Here is a 20,291-nt window from a genome sequence, read left to right on the forward strand (position 1 = left end):
TTTTATCCAAAACCTATCAATACTATCATTTTACTATGCATTTATTACTAATTCGACAAAATATTTCATATTTCTCACTATTATAATGTTTTTTATACATTTAATATAGGAATTATTTGCATAATCCTTTAATATTTTTATTACTAAATTGCAAGATAAATACGTTGTTATTACTAAAAGCTACACAAAATTTTCCACTCTAAAAAAATTCATTTACTTATAATACAACTCAGCTTATGTAAAATAAAAAACAGATGGAAATCTCCCCCCATCAGGGGCTAAATTTCCATCTGCATATTCAAACTATCTCTACACGCCAGCCACAAACTCCATATATACAGAGTATACGCGGGAACACAAAGATGTTGGTTAGTTCAATACATTTATAAAACTGTTTTTTCCGTTGCAATCTACAAAAGAACTTAAAACTAAATAAATATAATCCACCCCCTCGACTTCAGGGAGTTATACCGTTTCACTACCTTCTACCACATTAACACTCGCCTCAAACTTATTAAGCAATGCGCGTACTTCATCCGTTGACTTCGTGCTCATCAATTGATTTCGTAGTTCAGCAGCCCCAGGGAAGCCTTTTACATAAATTTTGAAGAAGCGATGTAATCCTGTTATGGATCTTGGTAATACTTCTGCATATTGATCTTGAAGATCAAGTTGTAGTCTTAAAAGATCTAGATGTTCTTTACTGCTATGCTCTCTTGGTTCTTTTTCGAAAGCAAATGGATTTTTAAAGATTCCTCGTCCGATCATTACGCCATCAATGCCGTATTTTTCAGCAAGTTCCAGCCCAGTTTTACGGTCAGGAATGTCTCCGTTTATCGTTAGGAGCGTATTTGGTGCAATACGATCACGTAATTTTTTAATCTCCGGAATTAGCTCCCAGTGTGCATCTACTTGGCTCATCTCTTCTCTTGTACGTAAGTGAATAGAAAGGTTTGCAATATCTTGTTTAAAAATGTGCGTTAACCAATCTTCCCACTCGCTTAACTCTTTAAAGCCAAGTCTTGTTTTTACGCTGACAGGTAATCCGCCCGCTTTTGCAGCTTGAATAAGTTCTGCCGCAACGTCTGGACGCAAGATAAGGCCACTACCTTTTCCTCTTGATGCTACGTTTGGCACAGGGCAACCCATATTAATATCGATGCCTTTAAATCCTAACTCTGCCATACCAATACTCATTTGACGGAAATATTCAGGATTATCTCCCCAAATATGCGCCACGATTGGTTGTTCATCTTCTGTAAAAATTAAACGGCCACGTACGCTTTTCATACCCTCTGGATGACAATAGCTATCCGAGTTTGTGAACTCTGTGAAGAATACGTCTGGGCGACCAGCTTCACTTACTACGTGACGGAAAACAACGTCTGTCACATCTTCCATTGGTGCAAGTACGAAAAATGGTCGTGGTAAATCACGCCAAAAATTATCTATCATTTCAAATTCAAATCCTCTCACTATGAATACAATTTCAAACTCTCAATAAACCAAAAAGCAGATGGTATAGATTTTCCTATATCAACTGCTTTCCTATTATACCAACTTAAGCCAAGCTACACACTCTACATGAGTCGTATGCGGGAACATATCAACAGGTTGTACTTCCTGCGTTTTATATCCACCTTCTTCTAGTACTTTTAAATCTCGCGCTAATGTTGCTGGGTTACATGATACGTATACGACGCGTTTTGGTTTCATGTCGATGATTGTGTTTAATAGTGCCTCATCGCAACCTTTACGCGGTGGATCTACGACCATTGTATCAGCGATTACGCCTTCTTTATACCATTTTGGAATGACTACTTCTGCTTCTCCTACACCAAATTCAGCGTTTGTCATATTGTTTAGCGCTGCGTTTCGGTTTGCGTCTTCGATCGCTTCCGGGACGATTTCAACGCCGTACACTTTTTTCGCTTTTTGTGCTAGGAATAAGGAGATTGATCCAATTCCACAATAGGCATCAATTACTGTTTCGTTACCATCTAATTTTGCGTATTCTAACGTTTTATCGTACAGCACTTTCGTTTGTTCTGGGTTTACTTGATAGAATGAACGTGCTGAAATCGCAAATTTAATGTCACCGATAAAGTCATAAATATATTCTGATCCGTACAGTACTGTCGTTTTGTCTCCGAAGATTACGTTTGTACGTTTCGTGTTTACGTTTTGAACAATCGATTTTACTTCAGGGAATTTCGCAGCAATTTCTTCAATGATTGCTTTTTTGTTTGGCAATTCTGCTGTACGAGTAATGAAGACAAGCATAATTTCCCCTGTTACTTGTCCGTAACGAGCCATTACGTGGCGAAGTGTTCCTTTGTTACGCTCTTCATTGTACGCTGAAATCCCGTGTTTTTCACAAATACGTTTTACTTCTTGAATTAATGTATCGTTTTCTTCTGCTTGAATTAAACACGATTCCATATTAATGATGTCATGTGTTCCTTGACGATAGAATCCAGCTACAAGTCCACCTTCACGTTCTCCAATTGGTACTTGTGCTTTATTACGGTATACCCACGGATTCTTCATGCCAAGTACAGGATGAACAGGAACATCACTTAATCCGCCGATGCGCTGCATAACGTCGCGTACTTGTTTTTCTTTCGCTTGTAATTGTCCTTCATATGTTAAATGCTGAAGCTGACAACCGCCGCACTGATTGTACACTGGGCATTCTGCATCTTTACGATATGGGCTCTCTGTATGAAGCTTCATTAAACGACCGAATGCGAAGTTTTTCTTTACTTTAATAATTTTAATTTGTGCTTCTTCACCTGGTAATCCGTTTTTAACGAAAATAGGATAGCCTTTTACTTTCGCAACACCGGCACCATCATGTGTTAAATCTTCAAATACTACATCTATAAACTCGTTTTTTTCAACTGGTGGCGTCATTTTTGTACTCATTTTCCGACCTCTCTTTTTCATAACACTGCGTTACATTTTATCATACTTATATGGTCTATTTCTATTGGAAGAAAAAAAGCTATTGACGATAGTTCTCCGTTAATGTTACGCTACTACTAATTTAATACGGACGATGTTACCTCATATATACTCGATAATATGGATCGAGAGTTTCTACCCGGCAACCTTAAATTGCTGGACTATGGGGAAAACTAATGAATATTAGCCCATGTGCAAAAAGGACTCATATTGATTAGCTTTCTCTCATAGATGAAAGTGAATCCATATGGGTCTTTTTTTATTTTTATTTTTCTAAAAGGTCAGACATCTTACGTATGACATAAAACCTCCTTGTTTTATTTTTAGTAATATAACGAGCGTTTTATGTACAAACTTTATACGAACTTCTGAAAGGGGCAACTACATGCAATATGTAATGAGCATTATCGGTATTCTTGTCGTTTTAGGTTTATGTTTTGCTTTGTCAAACAACAAAAGTAAAATCAACTTCCGTGCAATTGCTATTATGATTGGGTTTCAAATTTTAATCGGTTGGTTTATGTTTGGCACAAAGATTGGTCAACAAATCATTATTTTCATTGGTAAAGTTTTCAACAAACTAATTAAACTTGGTACGACAGGTGTCGATTTTCTCTTTAATGGGATTCAAAGAGATTTTGTCTTTTTCTTAAACGTACTATTAATTATCGTATTTTTCTCAGCACTACTTTCTATCTTTAGTTACTTAGGGGTTTTACCATTCATCGTTCGCGTTGTCGGCGGTGCCATTTCAAAAATTACTGGTTTACCACGCGTTGAATCATTCCACGCAGTAAACTCTGTATTCTTTGGTTCAAGTGAAGCGTTAATCGTTATTAAAAATGATTTACAACATTTCAATAAAAACCGTATGTTTATCATTTGTTGTTCTGCAATGAGTTCAGTTTCTGCCTCTGTTACAGCATCATACGTAATGATGTTAGATGCGAAATATGTACTAGCAGCTCTTCCGTTAAACTTATTCTCAAGCTTAATCGTTTGTTCGTTATTAACACCTGTTGATACGAAAAAAGAAGACGAAGTAGTTCAGAAATTTGATCGTACTTTATTCGGAGACAGCTTTATCGGTGCAATGATTAACGGTGCACTTGACGGTTTAAAAGTAGCTGGTATCGTTGCCGCATTAATGATCGCCTTCATCGGTGTGATGGAAGTTGTAAACTACGTAATTAGTGCCGCTTCAGGTGCAATGGGATATGCTGTTACGTTACAACAAATCTTCGGTTATATCCTTGCTCCATTCGCGTTCTTAATGGGTATTCCAACTCAAGATATTATCCCAGCTGGTGGTATTATGGGTACGAAGATTGTATTAAACGAGTTTGTAGCAATACTTGATTTAAAAGGTGTTGCAGCAACATTATCTCCACGTACAGTTGGAATCGTTACAGTATTCTTAATTAGCTTCGCAAGTATTAGCCAAATTGGTGCAATCGTTGGTACAATCCGTGCCCTTTCTGAAAAACAAGGAAGCGTTGTTTCTAAATTTGGTTGGAAAATGCTATTTGCATCAACACTTGCTTCTATTTTATCTGCGACAATCGCTGGATTGTTTATTTAATAAAAAATCACCTTCGCTTAGACAGCAAGGTGATTTTTTTATTATCATCATTTAAGAAACTGAAGAAAACTCTAATGCCTCTTCCTTATTAATAATTTCTCCCTTATATTTACCTTTCACCGAAATATCAATAATGGATTTATTTCCTGTCTCCATTTTCCCTAAAGAAAAAATATATATTAAGTCATCTTTTTTTAACATCCATTGTTTTCCGTGCCAAGGACCAGTTAACTTCTGTTCTGGCGATGCCAATATTTCTCCAAAATATTCACATTCGCCTAGAGATGTTTTTACTGTATTCTTCTCCGTATCAATAACTATATATTTAAGAAGCTTTATACTTTCATTTGAGAAAATCTCTACTTCATGATCACTTTTTTTCTTGAATTTCAGCTTTCCATCCTTTGTATTAACCAATTTACTTTGATCAATTGCATTCAGTACAAACTCATACTCTTCTTTTGTAACACCGAAATTAGGATGATATGGAAAACTTTTTTTCTCTGCATGCTCTTCTACGTATTTTAAATACCATTCCATATTATTCACTAGATGCTCTCTCATTCTTTGACCAATATTCCCTACCTTTTTAAAAGTATCTGGATCCATCTCTAGCGTCATAATATCCGCCGTAACTTCCGCGTTCATAAGATGCGCTGGAATATACTCTTCCACACTGTTTGCTTTACTTACTTCACTTTGACAACCGACTATAAATAGCGATATGAAAAGGATATATACTATTTTTTTATATTTCATTTCTGTTCTCCACTCCGTACATCATTCTTACTTAATTTTATAGCGTTCTTATTATAGTCTAAAATTCTTATATTTCAATAAAATTCATTAACCATATACAAAATTGCATATTCATAAGTCTTATTACTTTAAAATTAGCTTAAATTACTTTCCAAATTATACAAATAATAAGCTTCAAATGTTATAATTTGTAAAAAAATAATTGGAGGACCTTATGAAAATTCACGCACTTGCCGATTTCTTACATTTACTAGTCTTAACCCTAAAAAGCTATTATGTATGGGGAATGCCTATCTATGTCTTCATTATTCCTCTTATCTTTGTAGTCGGTTATATTATTATTAATTCTAATAAGAAACAAAAAAATACCTCTATTCAAAGTCACTAATCTATTACCTTAATAGCCTCCTAAAAATCATATTCCCCTCATTTTCTTCAAATGATATGATGAACAAGGGTATATCCCCACCACTCTTACAGCGGTGGGGATTTTAAATATAAATATGTAACATAATACACAATAGAAGGTGATTTTATGAGAAAATATGCAGCAATCGCTTTATGCACATCTGCCATTCTAGCAGGTTGTAATACTAGCAATGTAAACCAGGAACCTAAAAAAGAGAAAAGGGTTCAAGAAGTTAAGAAACAAACAGAAACTGTGCAAGAACAAGGTAAAATTTCTTATCAGCCCATTACACACGAATCTACAAATACTACTATTCATATGACAGATATAAAAGATACTTTAAGTGAAGTACAATATAAAATTTGGCGAACAGCTGATGGGAAGGAACACACTAAATCTTTTTCTTCTAAAGAAAAGGAGAAGCAATTTTCACTTCCTTTTGACATAAAAGAATTTGAAGGAAAACGCGGTGAATTTCAAATTGAAGCAATAGGAATAAAAGAAGATGGGAAAAGCATCCCACTCACAAAAGCTGCTATTACTTTCGAACAAAAGGTTCCCGTTCTTATGTATCATGCAACCGATGATTATCACGGACAAGGCATTAAAGATTTATTCGTCTCACCTGCTAACTTTGAAGCCCAAATGAAATATTTAAAAGACAACGGCTATACATTACTAACTTTTGAACGTTGGGGTGATATTAATAAAGTAAATAAACCTATCTTTGTTACATTTGATGACGGTATGAAAAATAATATGAATGCATTCCATGTTTTACAAAAGCTAAAAGACGATACATTTAAACCGGCGGCAACAGAATATATGATTGTTGATAACGTTGATGTAGAAGGATCACTGTCTACTTCTGAAATAAAAGAAATGGTCGATTCCGGCATTTTCTCAGTGCAATCTCATACAGCGACGCATGCAGACTTACCGAAAATTACAAACTATGAAGAGGAATTAAAAGGATCAAAAGAAAAGTTAGAAAAAATAACAGGTAAGCCCGTTATCGCAGTGGCTTATCCATTCGGTCATGTAGATGATAAAGTCGTTGCAGAAACGAAGAAATATTATCAATTTGCGACGACAACAAAACCCGGAAAATTCATTACAAAAGGTGAACCCGATGAATTGTTAAAAATGAAGCGTGTTCGCATACACCATACGACGACCGTAGAACAGTTTGCTTCTTCGATTAAATAACGATGAGGGCTCAATATATTTTGAGCTCTCTTTTTACGCTATATTTATATATATTTTTTGAATTTTCTTGTATTATATATAGTAAGAAATCTTTCAAATTAAAGGAGATTATACATATGTCATTTGAACAAACGTTAGAGAAATATGCTGCCCTTGCAGTCAATGTTGGTGTTAATATTCAACCAGGACAAACATTATCAATTAGCGCACCTCTTGAAGCTGTACAATTTGTACGCCTCGTTACAGAAAAAGCATATAAATCTGGTGCAAAACACGTATATGTGGATTGGAATGATGAGACGTTAACACGCTTAAAGTTCGATCTAGCTCCTGAAGAAGCATTCGCTGAGTTCCCATCTTGGAAAGCACACGCTCGTGAAGAATTAGCAAAAGAAGGCGCTGCATTTATGTCTATTTATGCAGAAAACCCTGATTTATTAAAAGGTGTAGAACCAACGCGTATCGCAACAGCTCATAAAGTAGCTGGTGAAGCAATGAAAGTATACCGTGATTACGTACAAGCTGATAAAGTAAGCTGGTGTGTCATTTCTGTTCCTACGAAAGAATGGGCTGCGAAAGTATTCCCTGACGTTGCACCAGAAGAACAAGAAGCAAAACTATGGGATGCTATTTTCAAAGCTACTCGTGCTGATTTAGAAAATCCTGTGGAAGCATGGAAAGAACACGATAAAACATTACATACAAAAGTTGATTACTTAAATGAAAAGCATTATAAAGCTCTTCACTATACAGGTCCTGGAACAGATTTAACGATCGAACTTCCAGAAAAACATGTATGGGCTGGTGCTGGTAGCTTAAATGAAAAGAACGTACCATTTATGGCGAACATTCCAACTGAAGAAGTGTTTACAATGCCACTTAAAACAGGTGTAAATGGCCAAGTATCTAGTACAAAACCGTTAGCATTTGCAGGTAACATTATCGATAACTTCACGTTAACATTTGAAAACGGACGTATCGTAGATTATAAAGCTGAAGTTGGAGAAGAAGCTTTAAAACATTTAGTAGAAACAGATGAAGGTTCTCACTTCTTAGGAGAAGTAGCTTTAGTACCTCATGATTCACCAATTTCAAACACAAATATTTTATTCTACAACACGCTATTTGATGAAAACGCATCTTGCCACCTTGCAATCGGAAATGCTTATGCATTTAACTTAGTTGGCGGAAAAACGATGTCTAAAGAAGAACTTGCTGAAAATGGCGCAAACGCTAGTATTACACACGAAGATTTCATGATTGGATCAGCTGAGCTTGATATCGACGGTATTACAGCTGATGGCAGACATGAACCAATCTTCCGTAAAGGTAATTGGGCGTTTTAATAAAAGCAAAAGGCTATCTTCCACACTGGAAGATAGCCTTTTATGATGCAGATGAAACCTTAAGCCCAATTACTCCTAACACGATGAAAAGAATACAAAATGCTTGGAATAGGCTAATGTGCTCTTTAAAAAAGTACACACTAATAATCGTAATAAGTAACGTCCCAACACCAGACCAAATTGCATAAGCAATACTTAAATGAATCTTTTTTACAACGATGGCGAACACGCTGAAACAAATTCCGTAAAATACAAAAATAAGTACACTTGGAATGAGCTTTGTTAAACCGTTTGATAATTTCATCGCAATTGTTCCAGCTACTTCAAAAATAATTGTTACAAGTAATAATAGCCAATATACCATACTAGAATCTCCTTCTCTGTTACCTTATAGAGATTCTAGTATACTACTTATAGTCCTAATGAAATATATTTAATTTCTAAATATTCCTCAATACCGAAATGACCTCCTTCACGACCAATGCCACTCTCTTTAAAGCCACCGAACGGCGCTTGTGCAACTGATGGGAGGCCATCATTTAAACCGATAATACCATACTCTAGTGCTTCACTAATTTGGAATGCTTGGCTAATGTCTTTCGTGAAAATGTACGCTGCTAAACCGTATGGCGTATTGTTCGCACGTTCAATTACTTCTTCAACCGTTTTAAATTTCGCAACAGGTGCAACTGGTCCAAATGTTTCTTCATTCATACAAAGCATCGTATCATTCGCTAATCCAATTACAGTTGGTTGAATAAAGTGTCCATCTAGCTCTGTAACCTTTTGGCCACCATATAAAACTGTTCCACCTTTTTGAATAGCATCTTCAATATGTTCTTGTACTTTTGAAACTGCATTCTCGTCAATAAGTGGTCCTACAGTCGTTCCGTCACTGAAACCGTCCCCTACTTTTAACTGCCCTACTGCCTTTTGAAACTTCTCTACAAACGCTTCATACACTTCTTCCTGAACAAATACTCGGTTTGTACATATACACGTTTGTCCTGCGTTACGGAATTTCGAACCGATTACTGCCTCTACTGCTTTATCTAAGTCTGCATCATTCATAACAATAAACGGTGCGTGACCGCCTAACTCAAGTGAAACCTTTTTCATCGTTTGTGCCGCACTAGCCATTAACTCTTTCCCAATTTCCGTTGATCCTGTAAAGGACACTTTTCGAACACGCCCATCTTCCATCCACGTATCAGCAATTGCTTTCGCACTACCTGTTACAATATTTATTACGCCTTTTGGAATGTCTGCTTCATGAGCTAATTCAGCTAATTTTAACGCAGTTAACGGCGTTTGACTTGCAGGTTTTACAACCGCTGTACATCCTGCTGCAAGCGCCGGAGCTACCTTTCTCGTAATCATAGCAGCCGGGAAGTTCCAAGGCGTAATAGCTGCCATAACACCAACTGGTTGCTTCATGACTAAAATACGTTTATTCGGATGAGAAGCAGGAATCATTTCACCATATACGCGTTTTCCTTCTTCTGCATACCATTCAACAAAACTATTTGCATAATTCACTTCACCAAGCGCTTCTGCAAAGGGCTTTCCTTGTTCTTTCGTCATGATCGCTGCAATCTCTTCTTTATTTTCTTCAATAAGTGTGAACCATTTTTTTAATTTCGCTGCACGATCTGCCGCTGTTAACTTAGACCATAATTTAAAAGCTTCATGCGCAGCATCAACAGCTTGCTTTGCCTCTGTTACCCCGCCCTTTGGTACAGTCGCAAATATTTCCTTCGTTGCTGGATTATTTACTTCGATTTGCTCTTGCAATGTAATCCACTCACCATTTATATACATCGCCTTTTTCTCTACATTTACAAACGTCGCTTTTTTATCCAATATTCTCTTCCTCCTCTATAAGTTTCTTTATTTTCCTAGTGGCAGCAGATTGACTTATTTTTAAAAACTCCGCTACTTTATAACTCGATCCATATGTTTTATATGCTTTCAAAATAATATTCCGTTCTACTTCTTCTAACATTTTATAGAGACTTTGACCGGACTGTTCAACTGTTGATTCTTGCATCGCTATTGGTAAATCTTCTATCGTAACGATATCATCGGCAGTTATAACAATTCGCTCAATCACATTTTCAATCTCTCTATTATTTCCTTCCCACGGGTAACTAACAAACATTTGTAATGTGCTAGGCGCTAATTTTACATTTCTACCATATTTCTCGTTAAAGTGTTGTAAATAATGATAAATAAGTGGCAAAATGTCTTCTGTTCTTTCCCGTAGTGGCGGGATTACAATGGGAATGACATTCAGACGATAATATAAATCTTTCCGAAATGTTCCTTGTTTCACCATCATACTTAAATCTCTATTTGTTGCCGCTACAATTCTAACGTCCACCTTTTTTAATTCTCTTCCGCCTATAGGGCGAAACGTTTTTTCTTGCAACACTTGCAAAAGCTTTGCTTGAGTTTCAAGCGGCATTTCGCCAATTTCATCTAAGAATAGCGTTCCTTTATGCGCTGATTCTAATAGTCCCTTTTTCCCTTCACGATTCGCACCTGTAAAGGATCCGCCCGAGTATCCAAAAAGCTCTGATTCAATTAAATTTGTCGGCAATGCCGCACAGTTAATTTCATAGAAACTTTCATTCTTCCGGTTACTCACTTCATGTAAATGACGCACCAATCGACTCTTTCCTACTCCTGTCTCACCTAAAACGAGAACCGTACTATCTACCACGGATACTTTCTTGATTGTCTCGACTATTTTTTGCATAGCGATACTTTTAAAAATAAGTCCTTCATGTTCATATGTTTCTCTTAATTCTTTTTTATATGTTTTTAACTGATTATCCATTTCTTCTACCTTTTGACGTAATTGATAGAGTTCTGTAAGATCACGAGAGTAACTAATTACTCTTCTTAAATTGCCCTCTTCATCAAAAACAGGCCTTGTACGAACGTGTAAATACTCTCCTGATTTTGTCGTCTGAACGAGTTCGATTGGCCTCTTTTTTTCAATTACTTCTAACGTTGCTGATGGATAAAAGATACCATCTTTCTGCAATTCTTTTACATGTTTACCCACTAACTCTTTTGCAGCCAATTGATAGTGCCTTTCACATGTACTATTTACACGTACAACGATTCCCTTTTCGTCAGTCACAAAAATTTCGTCAAACGCATATTCAAATACATCTTGTAAATCCATTAACACTCGTTCCTTTTCTGCAACCATCCTAGCCACCCCTAACTTCCAATCCGTCGATTCACTTCACTACCTTTATTATAAAGTGAATTTTCTGCATTTTATATAGAGTCAGCTAGAATGTTTGCTGTTTTATTATTTAACTTTTAAACACGAGCAATATTTGCTTTCTCATAACAGACTTGCAACGATTCTTCAATGATTGTTAATCCTTCTTCCAGTTGCTCATCTGTAATCACTAATGGCATTAGCACACGAATAACATTACCGTATGTTCCTGCTGATAGTAGAAGTAAGCCGCGTTTATTTGCTTCTGCGCATAAATTAGCTGTTAACGTTTTATCAGGTGCTTTCGTCTTACGATCTTGAACGAGCTCAAATGCACACATTGCTCCTAAACCGCGCACATCACCGATGCAATTATATTTATTTCTCATCTCTTCGAATCGGTTCATTACGACTTTTCCTAATTCTATCGCTCTATCATTTAAATTCTCTTTTTCTATTACATCAAGTACTGCTAATGCTGCCGCACATCCTAGCGGGCTTCCTGCATACGTTCCACCAAGTTCTCCTGGTGCAGACTCATTCATAATTTCTTTGCGCCCAATAACACCACTAATTGGTACACCAGCACCTAATGATTTAGATACCGTAATTAAATCCGGAACGACATCATAATGATCAATGGCGAAATATTTTCCTGTACGGCTAAATCCAGTTTGAATTTCATCCGCTACAAATAAGATGCCGTGTTCTGAACAAATATTGCGTACTTCTTGCACAAACTTCTTACTTGGGACGATAAATCCACCTTCCCCTTGAACAGGTTCCATTACAACGGCTGCAATCGTTTCTGGTGCTACTTCTGATACGAAGAAATTCTTAAACTCTTCAATCATAAAGTTATCGTACTGCTCTTCCGTTAATCCTTCTGGGCGGCGATATTCGTACGGGAATGGTGCTTTATAGACTTCAGGCGCAAATGGACCAAATCCAAACTTATATGGTTTTACTTTACTTGTCATCGTCATTGTCATTAATGTGCGTCCATGGAAACCTTTAGAAAATGCAATAATACCAGGTCTTTTTGTATATTTACGAGCGATTTTCACCGCATTCTCAACTGCTTCTGCACCACTATTTAAAAATAGTACTTGCTTATCAAAACTTCCCGGCGCTAATGCCGCAAGTTTTTCTGCTAATTCAATATATGGCTCATACATCATGACATTAAAGCCAGTATGAATGTATTGATCTACTTGTTTATGGAGCGCTTCTTTAACAGCTGGGTGACAATGTCCTACGTTAATTGTTCCTATCGCTCCAGCGAAATCAATGTACTGATTACCATCAACATCAGTAACAAGAGCACCATTTGCAGATTGTACAAACGTTGGGATGCCATTACTTACTCCTTTTGGTACTATATTTTGGCGGCGTTCTAATAAAGACGCTGCTTTCGGTCCAGGAATTTGTTCATTTACTTTAGCAAATTTTTTTATATTCATTACGTACCCCATCCTTTTCTTTACATTGTTTTCTCTTTTCATTGCAAAATGTATGCCAATATTCTTTTCTAGTATTCATCTATTTCGCCATAAAAAATAAGTCTATAAAGACTCATAACGAGTCTTTATAGACTTATTTTTCTTACACATTAGACTTTCCTTGTTCCCAAGTCAACTCACCTGAATGCGAAATAAAGTCCCCAACAGATTGTACTACTAAATCCGCAAGTGGTTCTAATGTTTGACGATTCCCTGTACCAGATAGTACTCCAATTGCATAGCAATCACCATTTTTCGCTAAATATAAATCAGTCGGTGTATCCCCAACGACCGCTACTTCACATGCCTTTAAATGAAACTTCTCACAGAAGGATTCTATAATTCTTTTATCGGGTTTTTGTGCCGCAAATGTATCTGAAGCTACAACATAATCAAAAAAGGTCTCTAATTGATACTGTTTTAAAAATAATTCTGTCGGTGCAAAATCATCAGCTGTAACAACACCTAAAATAAATCCTCTATCCTTTAAGCTTTGTAAAATTCTCGGTAAATCTGCCGTCATTTTCATGTAAGAACGATGCTCGTACATAAGGGCAAACAGTTTTTCACTTACCCATTCATGCATTTCCTCTTCTTTAGATGACGTAATATACTTACAAAGCCCCTTTGCCACATCAAGGCTTGTTCCTGCCGCTATTGCGCTACGTGGGTGAACAAATACCCCATCCACACCGATTTCTTTTAATAAAGTCGGCTGCATTGATTGTGGCAGTTGGTATAATTTTATACATTCAGCCACAAGTTCTTCAGCCACTTTTATCCAAATTGAATGAAAATCCATTAATGTCCCATCTTTATCAAATAGTATTGCTTTTACTTTCTCCATAACACCCCACCTCTCGTCTCTTATCTCCTCCAGTGTATCAATAAAGTATGGATATAAAATAAACGAATTGTAAAAATACCATGAAAATCAAACTAACTTCCAATTTACAATACAAACCGGATTGTTTGACTATTACGTAACAGAAGCGTAAAATTACTCTCATCTTATTGAAAATCAGCTAATTACTTAACCTCATTAACTATCATGATAGTTTCCTAATTCTTTTTTTAAGTAGGAGATGTTTATATATGGTTGAAGAAATATTTTATAAGAAAACATTAGAAAATCTGTTTTTAGATCCTGTTCAAATTACACTTTGGGATGGAAACACTGTACAGTACGGTGAAGGGAATCCTCAATTTCATATTACATTCCACAAACCTCTTGCCAAAAAAGAGATAATAAAAGATCCCTCCATCGCATTACTAACATAACTAATCAGCATTTCTTTATAGTTGATGTTGAAAGCTTGCGCAGACATTACGGTAAAACACTTCAACACTGGGCAGAAAACTTTGAAAATACACTAGATGAAATACGTAAAACAAAAGATGAACGATTTATTCGTATGTGGCGCTTGTATTTAAATGCTTGTGCAGCTTCGTTTTATACTGGTAACATTGATTTACATCAATTTGTATTTACAAAAGGGATTAGTGATTCCATTCCTTGGACACGTTCATATATGTATAAATAAAAAAGGATGCCTTTACAGGGCATCCTCTTGATGTTCAGGAACAAATAGTTCCAGACAATGATATATATTTTCGAATTCCATCGGTGCATCTCCACCATATTCACCGTCTAAATTAATCATTAGTTTATCTGGTGAATGTACTTTAATTCGGTTCGCTTGTGTGTACAGTACTTTTGGATTGTTAATATGTTCACCACGCTGCGCTTGTGTTGCAGCTTTAATTAAGTCGGCAATCGAACCTTTTTTCAGCACTAATAAATCAAATAAGCCATCGTTAATCGATGCATATGGTGCTACCTTTTCAAAGCCACCCACTGAACGAGTATTCGTAATTAAAAACATCGTAATTTCTTCTTGTAGTAATTTTCCATCATACTCAATTTCAACATATGTTGGATGTAGTGATGGTAGCATTTCGATACCTTTTAAATAATAAGCAAGTTGTCCTAATACAGTCTTTAGCTTACTTGGTACTTCATATGTTAATTCTGTAATACGGCCGCCACCAGCGATGTTAATAAAATATGTATCGTTTGCTCTACCAAGGTCTAATGGCACAGTTTTTCCTTCACAAATAATATCCGCTGCCTCTTCAATAGAACGAGGTACACCGATTGCACGTGCAAAGTCATTAGTCGTTCCAACCGGAATAATTCCAAACTTTGGACGATGTTCATGCCCTACTAAACCGTTCACTACTTCATTTAACGTGCCGTCACCACCAGCAGCGATAACAACATCAAATTTACGATCCGCAGCTTGCCTCGCCGCCACAGTTGCGTCTCCAGGACCCGTTGTCGCATGACAAGATGCTTCATATCCAGCTTGTTCTAATTTTTGTAATACTTCCGGTAAGCTCTTCTTAAATAGCTCACGCCCAGAAGTAGGATTATAAATAATTCTTGCTCGCTTCATCATTTATTAGCACAGGAAATTTCTTTATGTATCGACAAAGAACATACCGAACTTCTATTCAGTATTCCCGTGCCTACCTCCTCTCATCTTCCTATCCTTCTTTTATCTCGCTCAAACAGGCAGTAAGAACCCGATTCGTGTAGCCCATCAAAAGTAAATATTCATTTCAATGGTTTTGTTTTATTTGACAAAAAATGTATGTCCATCTATTTCCTCACAACAATTTACATATAACGAATAATAATTATCTATTATTTCATGAGATGAAAAAACCTCTATTTCTAGATTTATCATTATTCCCACCTTTTTGCAACTATCATACCATAGTTGCTATACAAACATTTTTCCACTTTTGACAGTTAATCAAACGTTTGTTTAAATGATTTTCTCTCATTTAAACAAACGTTTGATTAACCTAGAAAAACACCCATGTACGGGTGTTTTTCTGCTTAATCTTTAAAAGTTACTACTATTATCGCTTATTAATCTCTTCAAGTAAGATTTTGTTAACAAGCGGTGGATTTGCTTGTCCTTTTGTAGCTTTCATAATTTGACCAACTAAGAAGCCAATCGCACGGTCTTTACCGTTTTTAAAGTCTTCGATAGATTGCTCATTATTATCAAGAATTTCTGTTACAACTTTACGAAGTGTACCCTCGTCAGAAATTTGAACAAGACCTTTCGCTTTAACGATTTCCTCTGGGTCTCCACCTTTTTCAATTAATTCGTTAAATACTTTCTTCGCAATTTTAGAAGAAATTGTACCTTTTTCAATTAATTGAACCATTTTAGATAAACCAGCAGGCGTTAATGCAACATCTTTTAATTCTTTTTGTTGTTTGTTTAAGTATGCAAGTACTTCACCCATTAACCAGTTTGATGTTAATTTCGCATCAGCACCGTCTGCAACAGTTGCTTCAAAGAAATCAGACATTTCTTTCGTTAATGTTAATACGTGTGCATCATAAGCTGGTAAGCCTAATTCTGCAACGTAGCGAGCTTTACGTGCATCTGGAAGTTCTGGAATAGAAGCACGAACTGCTTCTTTCCACTCATCGTCGATGTAAAGTTCAACTAAGTCTGGTTCTGGGAAGTAACGGTAATCATCAGATCCTTCTTTCACACGCATTAAGATTGTTTTCTTCGTTGCTTCATCATAACGACGTGTTTCTTGTTGGATGATACCACCAGATAATAATTCTTTTTCTTGACGCACTTGCTCGTGCTCAAGACCTTTTTGTACGTAAGTGAATGAGTTTAAGTTTTTCAGTTCTGCTTTTGTACCGAACTTCTCTTGTCCAACTGGACGAAGAGAAATGTTCGCATCACAACGCAAGGAACCTTCTTCCATCTTACAATCAGATACGCCAGTGTATTGAATGATTGATTTTAACTTCTCTAAGTATGCATATGCTTCTTCCGGTGTACGCATATCTGGCTCAGACACGATCTCGATTAAAGGCATACCTTGACGATTGTAGTCTACTAATGAACCATCAGCCGTATGCGTTGATTTACCAGCATCTTCTTCTAAATGAAGACGTGTAATACCGATACGTTTCTTTTTACCGTCTACTTCGATTTCAATCCAGCCATTTTCACCAATTGGCTTATCAAATTGAGAAATTTGGTAAGCTTTCGGATTATCTGGGTAGAAATAGTTTTTACGGTCGAACTTCGTTTCCGTTGCGATTTCACAATTTAATGCCATTGCAGCTTTCATTGCAAAGTTAACTGCTTCTTTATTTAAAGTAGGAAGTACCCCTGGGTATCCTAAGTCAATTACACTTGTTTGTGTATTTGGCTCCGCTCCGAATTCTGTTGGACTCGCAGAGAAAATTTTCGAATTTGTTTTTAACTCAACGTGAACCTCTAAACCAATAATTGTTTCTAAATTCATCTATGCTCGCCTCCTTACAGACTTGCTTTTTTTGTATGATAGTCTGTTGCTTGCTCAAACGCATGTGCAACGCGGTAAATTGTCGCTTCATCGAAGTGTTTACCAATGATTTGTAAACCAAGTGGCATGTTGTTAGCACCGAATCCACATGGAACAGAAATCGCTGGAACACCCGCTAAGTTTACTGGGATTGTTAAAATGTCGTTTGCATACATTGTCATTGGATCATCAACCTTTTCGCCCACTTTAAATGCCGGAGTTGGCGTTGTTGGTCCAATAATAACATCGTAGTTAGCAAATACATTTTCAAAGTCGTTTTTAATTAATGTACGTACTTGTTGTGCTTTTTTGTAATATGCATCATAGTAACCAGAGCTAAGTGCAAATGTACCAAGCATAATACGACGTTTTACTTCATCACCGAAACCTTCGCTACGTGTGTTTTTGTAAAGGTCTAATAAATTATTTACATTATCAGAACGAACACCGTAACGTACGCCATCAAAGCGTGAAAGGTTAGCAGATGCTTCAGAAGAAGATAATAAGTAATACGTTGCTAGAGCGTATTTAGAGTGCGGAAGAGATACTTCCTCCCAAGTTGCGCCCATACCTTCTAATACTTTTAAAGCAGCTAGTACTGACTCACGAGCTTCTTCGCCAACACCTTCTCCTAAGTATTCTTTCGGTACAGCAATACGTAAACCTTTAACGTCGCCTGTTAAACCAGCTAAGTAGTTTCCTACTTCAACGTTTGCAGAAGTTGCATCCATACGGTCAAGACCTGAAATAGCTTGTAATAAGTATGCATTATCTTCTACTGTACGTGTAATCGGTCCGATTTGGTCAAGTGAAGATGCGAATGCAACTAATCCGTAACGAGATACACGTCCGTAAGTTGGTTTTAAACCTACAACGCCGCAATATGCAGCTGGCTGACGGATAGAACCACCCGTATCAGAACCTAGAGAGAATAATACTTCTCCTGCTGCTACAGCTGCTGCAGAACCACCACTAGATCCGCCTGGAACGTAATCTAAGTTCCATGGGTTTTTCGTAGCGTAGAATCCTGAGTTTTCATTTGAAGAACCCATTGCGAACTCGTCCATATTTAATTTACCGATTGTAACTGTGTCAGCAGCTTTTAGCTTTTGCACAACTGTCGCATCATAAATTGGATCAAAGTTTGCTAACATTTTGCTCGCACAAGTTGTACGAAGACCGTTAGTTACAATGTTATCTTTTACACCGATTGGCATACCGAATAATAAACCATTATCTTCAGCACCAATCTTTGCATCTAATTCTTTCGCTTTCGCGCGTGCATTTTCTTCATCTAATGTAAGAAAAGCTTTTACGTTATCTTCAACATCCGCAATACGTTTATAAGATTCTTCTACTAAATCCGTAACGGAAATTTCTTTGTTGTTTAACTTCTTATGTAACTCTGATACTGAATGATCAAATAATGACATCGAAATTCCCCTCCTCTATTCTAATACTGCTGGAACACGGATTTGATTATCTTTGTGATCCGGTGCATTTTTTAATACTTCTTCTACTGGTAAACCTTTTTCTGGTACATCTTCACGCATAACATTTTTCATAGTTAATACATGAGTTGTTGGTTTTACATCAGTTGTATCTAATTCATTTAACTGTTCTGCAAATGTAACAATTGCATCTAGTTGTTTTTGAAATTTTTCTGCTTCTTGATCAGTAATTGCAAGACGTGCTAAATGTGCTACGTGCTTTACATTCTCAACGGAAATTCTTGACACGGCTAGGCCACCTCCATAATATATCGTTCAATCTACAATACTATTGATGATACCAAATTTTCAGTACTTCAAGCAAGTCAACACACGGCACTTACTGCATTTTTACATAAAAAAAGAAAGGCGAATGCCTTTCTTTACGATTTACTCTTTATCTAACGGTTTATTTTTCGGAAATCTCTCGTTATCTTCTTCATTATCACGAATTGTTTTTTGTAATACAAAACAAGACATCGTTAAAAATAATGTTCCAATTAAATAGTATCCTTTTACACTAAGCGTTTCATCTAGCGTATAAATACCAATTAGCATACCTGAAAGCGCACAAACAAATGAAGTCCATGCTAAAAACGTGAACGCTTGCGTATTACGTCTTCTCATCGTTCTCCCCCTCGTTAGCAGTACATCCATTATAGATAAGTATATTTACCATGATGGATTTTTATGTAAATTCTAGTTTTATATTTATAAATCTATCATAAAAGAATACTATTTTAAAGAAAGTTTTCTGTCTAATCTGAAAAAACAATTAAAATCATTGACAATTATTTCTATTCTACATAAAATAAAAATAAATATTACGAACCTCGAAATATACGGGAGTGGAATTAATTGTTGCAATATGAACATTTTTTAGACTTACTGCTAGATAACGCCAAGAAACTTTTCTATCCTGAAGAATGGGTAAGCCTAGATTTAACACTTTCTAAAACAGAAGTATTTTGTTTACTTTGGATGGAACGAAATACAGATATTACAATGACGAAAATTGCTGATCTTCTTGATATACCAATGAGTACAACGACAGGTGTTGTAAATCGCCTTGTAAAAAAGGGATATATTGAACGCTACCGTGATGAAAATGACCGACGTATTGTATTAATTCGTTTAACAGAAAACGGCGTAATACTCGTTCAAGAAGTAAAGCAAAATGCAGCCCATTACTTTAGCTTAGTAACAGAAGCTTTATCAGAAGAAGAAAAAGCATTCTTACTACAAATCTTCCAAAAGATTATGAATCACATCGCTACGTCACAGCAAAAAACAGAAGAAAAAGTTTCTACACCTAAAATGAAAAACATTCCGATTGAATAAAAACCCTAATAGGGTTTTTATTCAAAAAAATATTTCGACACTCGTAA

The 20,291-nt window shown here is 36.3% G+C and carries 18 protein-coding genes, 1 pseudogene and 1 riboswitch; of the genes and pseudogenes, 6 read left to right on the forward strand and 13 right to left on the reverse strand.

Features of this window, described 5'->3' with window-relative positions; genetic code table 11:
• Positions 1 to 465: 465 nt before the first annotated feature.
• A complete protein-coding gene (locus ACTFNE_RS20100; protein WP_046199381.1) occupies positions 466 to 1,455 on the reverse strand; it encodes a tRNA dihydrouridine synthase in 990 nt (329 codons plus the stop codon).
• A 96-nt stretch (positions 1,456 to 1,551) separates the two neighbouring features.
• Positions 1,552 to 2,928: a 23S rRNA (uracil(1939)-C(5))-methyltransferase RlmD gene (gene rlmD, locus ACTFNE_RS20105; RefSeq protein ID WP_046199382.1), complete on the reverse strand. Its 1,377-nt coding sequence runs from the start codon at positions 2,926 to 2,928 to the stop codon at positions 1,552 to 1,554.
• A gap of 121 nt (positions 2,929 to 3,049) precedes the next feature.
• A riboswitch (purine riboswitch) is annotated at positions 3,050 to 3,151 on the forward strand.
• A 201-nt stretch (positions 3,152 to 3,352) separates the two neighbouring features.
• Here rlmD and ACTFNE_RS20110 point away from each other — a divergent pair.
• On the forward strand, positions 3,353 to 4,549 hold the full coding sequence (locus ACTFNE_RS20110; protein ID WP_001200498.1) for a NupC/NupG family nucleoside CNT transporter: 1,197 nt from the start codon (positions 3,353 to 3,355) through the stop codon (positions 4,547 to 4,549).
• A 51-nt stretch (positions 4,550 to 4,600) separates the two neighbouring features.
• Here the strand turns inward: ACTFNE_RS20110 and ACTFNE_RS20115 are convergent, their stop codons facing one another.
• Complete coding sequence (locus tag ACTFNE_RS20115) at positions 4,601 to 5,308, reverse strand: hypothetical protein (protein ID WP_046199383.1); 708 nt, start codon at positions 5,306 to 5,308, stop codon at positions 4,601 to 4,603.
• 535 nt (positions 5,309 to 5,843) lie between these two features.
• Here ACTFNE_RS20115 and ACTFNE_RS20120 point away from each other — a divergent pair.
• Together ACTFNE_RS20120 and ACTFNE_RS20125 are read left to right on the forward strand one after the other, a co-directional pair.
• Positions 5,844 to 6,926 (forward strand): polysaccharide deacetylase family protein, encoded by a 1,083-nt coding sequence (locus ACTFNE_RS20120; protein WP_229136770.1) that lies wholly within the window; start codon positions 5,844 to 5,846, stop codon positions 6,924 to 6,926.
• A gap of 116 nt (positions 6,927 to 7,042) precedes the next feature.
• Positions 7,043 to 8,272 (forward strand): aminopeptidase, encoded by a 1,230-nt coding sequence (locus ACTFNE_RS20125; protein ID WP_000007360.1) that lies wholly within the window; start codon positions 7,043 to 7,045, stop codon positions 8,270 to 8,272.
• 40 nt (positions 8,273 to 8,312) lie between these two features.
• Here the strand turns inward: ACTFNE_RS20125 and ACTFNE_RS20130 are convergent, their stop codons facing one another.
• The 5 genes from ACTFNE_RS20130 to ACTFNE_RS20150 all read right to left on the reverse strand — a co-directional run bounded on the left by ACTFNE_RS20130 (position 8,313) and on the right by ACTFNE_RS20150 (position 13,862).
• Positions 8,313 to 8,636, reverse strand: a complete 324-nt coding sequence (locus ACTFNE_RS20130; RefSeq protein ID WP_000263254.1) for a DMT family transporter — start codon at positions 8,634 to 8,636, stop codon at positions 8,313 to 8,315.
• A gap of 47 nt (positions 8,637 to 8,683) precedes the next feature.
• Positions 8,684 to 10,135, reverse strand: a complete 1,452-nt coding sequence (gabD, locus tag ACTFNE_RS20135; protein WP_000358101.1) for an NADP-dependent succinate-semialdehyde dehydrogenase — start codon at positions 10,133 to 10,135, stop codon at positions 8,684 to 8,686.
• A complete protein-coding gene (locus ACTFNE_RS20140) occupies positions 10,128 to 11,495 on the reverse strand; it encodes a sigma-54 interaction domain-containing protein (RefSeq protein ID WP_046199386.1) in 1,368 nt (455 codons plus the stop codon). The genes gabD and ACTFNE_RS20140 overlap by 8 nt, the downstream gene beginning before the upstream one ends.
• A gap of 116 nt (positions 11,496 to 11,611) precedes the next feature.
• The gene (gene gabT / locus ACTFNE_RS20145; protein ID WP_046199387.1) at positions 11,612 to 12,976 is read right to left on the reverse strand and encodes a 4-aminobutyrate--2-oxoglutarate transaminase; all 1,365 of its coding nucleotides are present in this window, start codon (positions 12,974 to 12,976) and stop codon (positions 11,612 to 11,614) included.
• A 142-nt stretch (positions 12,977 to 13,118) separates the two neighbouring features.
• The gene (locus ACTFNE_RS20150; RefSeq protein WP_046199388.1) at positions 13,119 to 13,862 is read right to left on the reverse strand and encodes an HAD family hydrolase; all 744 of its coding nucleotides are present in this window, start codon (positions 13,860 to 13,862) and stop codon (positions 13,119 to 13,121) included.
• Between the two features lie 248 nt (positions 13,863 to 14,110).
• Here ACTFNE_RS20150 and ACTFNE_RS20155 point away from each other — a divergent pair, with 248 nt between their 5' ends.
• Positions 14,111 to 14,296, forward strand: coding sequence for a DUF7884 domain-containing protein (locus ACTFNE_RS20155; RefSeq protein WP_046199389.1), 186 nt, complete (start codon positions 14,111 to 14,113; stop codon positions 14,294 to 14,296).
• Positions 14,284 to 14,559 (forward strand): annotated as a pseudogene (locus ACTFNE_RS20160) (class I SAM-dependent methyltransferase); the annotation flags it as partial. The gene ACTFNE_RS20155 and the pseudogene ACTFNE_RS20160, both read left to right, overlap by 13 nt.
• Positions 14,560 to 14,571: 12 nt before the next feature.
• Here ACTFNE_RS20160 and ACTFNE_RS20165 read toward each other — a convergent pair.
• The 5 genes from ACTFNE_RS20165 to ACTFNE_RS20185 all read right to left on the reverse strand — a co-directional run bounded on the left by ACTFNE_RS20165 (position 14,572) and on the right by ACTFNE_RS20185 (position 19,530).
• On the reverse strand, positions 14,572 to 15,477 hold the full coding sequence (locus ACTFNE_RS20165) for a diacylglycerol kinase (RefSeq protein WP_000977671.1): 906 nt from the start codon (positions 15,475 to 15,477) through the stop codon (positions 14,572 to 14,574).
• 469 nt (positions 15,478 to 15,946) lie between these two features.
• Positions 15,947 to 17,374, reverse strand: coding sequence for an Asp-tRNA(Asn)/Glu-tRNA(Gln) amidotransferase subunit GatB (gene gatB / locus ACTFNE_RS20170; protein WP_001047685.1), 1,428 nt, complete (start codon positions 17,372 to 17,374; stop codon positions 15,947 to 15,949).
• Between the two features lie 14 nt (positions 17,375 to 17,388).
• Positions 17,389 to 18,846 (reverse strand): Asp-tRNA(Asn)/Glu-tRNA(Gln) amidotransferase subunit GatA, encoded by a 1,458-nt coding sequence (gene gatA, locus ACTFNE_RS20175; RefSeq protein ID WP_270705144.1) that lies wholly within the window; start codon positions 18,844 to 18,846, stop codon positions 17,389 to 17,391.
• Between the two features lie 15 nt (positions 18,847 to 18,861).
• Entirely contained in the window at positions 18,862 to 19,152 is a 291-nt protein-coding gene (gene gatC, locus ACTFNE_RS20180) for an Asp-tRNA(Asn)/Glu-tRNA(Gln) amidotransferase subunit GatC (RefSeq protein ID WP_000086999.1), read from the reverse strand.
• A gap of 141 nt (positions 19,153 to 19,293) precedes the next feature.
• Positions 19,294 to 19,530 (reverse strand): YiaA/YiaB family inner membrane protein, encoded by a 237-nt coding sequence (locus ACTFNE_RS20185; protein WP_001254393.1) that lies wholly within the window; start codon positions 19,528 to 19,530, stop codon positions 19,294 to 19,296.
• A gap of 231 nt (positions 19,531 to 19,761) precedes the next feature.
• Between ACTFNE_RS20185 and ACTFNE_RS20190 the strand changes: the two genes are divergently transcribed.
• A complete protein-coding gene (locus ACTFNE_RS20190; RefSeq protein WP_000942473.1) occupies positions 19,762 to 20,244 on the forward strand; it encodes a MarR family winged helix-turn-helix transcriptional regulator in 483 nt (160 codons plus the stop codon).
• The last annotated feature ends 47 nt before the right edge of the window (positions 20,245 to 20,291 follow it).

Source organism: Bacillus cereus group sp. MYBKT111-2, assembly GCF_051915205.1.
Taxonomy (GTDB): Bacteria; Bacillota; Bacilli; order Bacillales; family Bacillaceae_G; genus Bacillus_A; species Bacillus_A paranthracis.

Excerpts from the sequence above, each read along its gene's own strand:
- ACTFNE_RS20120 (WP_229136770.1), top strand. The coding sequence starts at position 5,844 with ATGAGAAAATATGCAGCAATCGCTTTATGCACATCTGCCATTCTAGCA.
- gabT (WP_046199387.1), bottom strand. The coding sequence starts at position 12,976 with ATGAATATAAAAAAATTTGCTAAAGTAAATGAACAAATTCCTGGACCG.
- ACTFNE_RS20140 (WP_046199386.1), bottom strand. The coding sequence starts at position 11,495 with ATGGTTGCAGAAAAGGAACGAGTGTTAATGGATTTACAAGATGTATTT.
- ACTFNE_RS20115 (WP_046199383.1), bottom strand. The coding sequence starts at position 5,308 with ATGAAATATAAAAAAATAGTATATATCCTTTTCATATCGCTATTTATA.
- ACTFNE_RS20150 (WP_046199388.1), bottom strand. The coding sequence starts at position 13,862 with ATGGAGAAAGTAAAAGCAATACTATTTGATAAAGATGGGACATTAATG.
- ACTFNE_RS20125 (WP_000007360.1), top strand. The coding sequence starts at position 7,043 with ATGTCATTTGAACAAACGTTAGAGAAATATGCTGCCCTTGCAGTCAAT.
- gatB (WP_001047685.1), bottom strand. The coding sequence starts at position 17,374 with ATGAATTTAGAAACAATTATTGGTTTAGAGGTTCACGTTGAGTTAAAA.
- ACTFNE_RS20100 (WP_046199381.1), bottom strand. The coding sequence starts at position 1,455 with ATGATAGATAATTTTTGGCGTGATTTACCACGACCATTTTTCGTACTT.
- ACTFNE_RS20185 (WP_001254393.1), bottom strand. The coding sequence starts at position 19,530 with ATGAGAAGACGTAATACGCAAGCGTTCACGTTTTTAGCATGGACTTCA.
- rlmD (WP_046199382.1), bottom strand. The coding sequence starts at position 2,928 with ATGAGTACAAAAATGACGCCACCAGTTGAAAAAAACGAGTTTATAGAT.
- ACTFNE_RS20110 (WP_001200498.1), top strand. The coding sequence starts at position 3,353 with ATGCAATATGTAATGAGCATTATCGGTATTCTTGTCGTTTTAGGTTTA.
- ACTFNE_RS20165 (WP_000977671.1), bottom strand. The coding sequence starts at position 15,477 with ATGATGAAGCGAGCAAGAATTATTTATAATCCTACTTCTGGGCGTGAG.
- ACTFNE_RS20155 (WP_046199389.1), top strand. The coding sequence starts at position 14,111 with ATGGTTGAAGAAATATTTTATAAGAAAACATTAGAAAATCTGTTTTTA.
- ACTFNE_RS20130 (WP_000263254.1), bottom strand. The coding sequence starts at position 8,636 with ATGGTATATTGGCTATTATTACTTGTAACAATTATTTTTGAAGTAGCT.
- gatA (WP_270705144.1), bottom strand. The coding sequence starts at position 18,846 with ATGTCATTATTTGATCATTCAGTATCAGAGTTACATAAGAAGTTAAAC.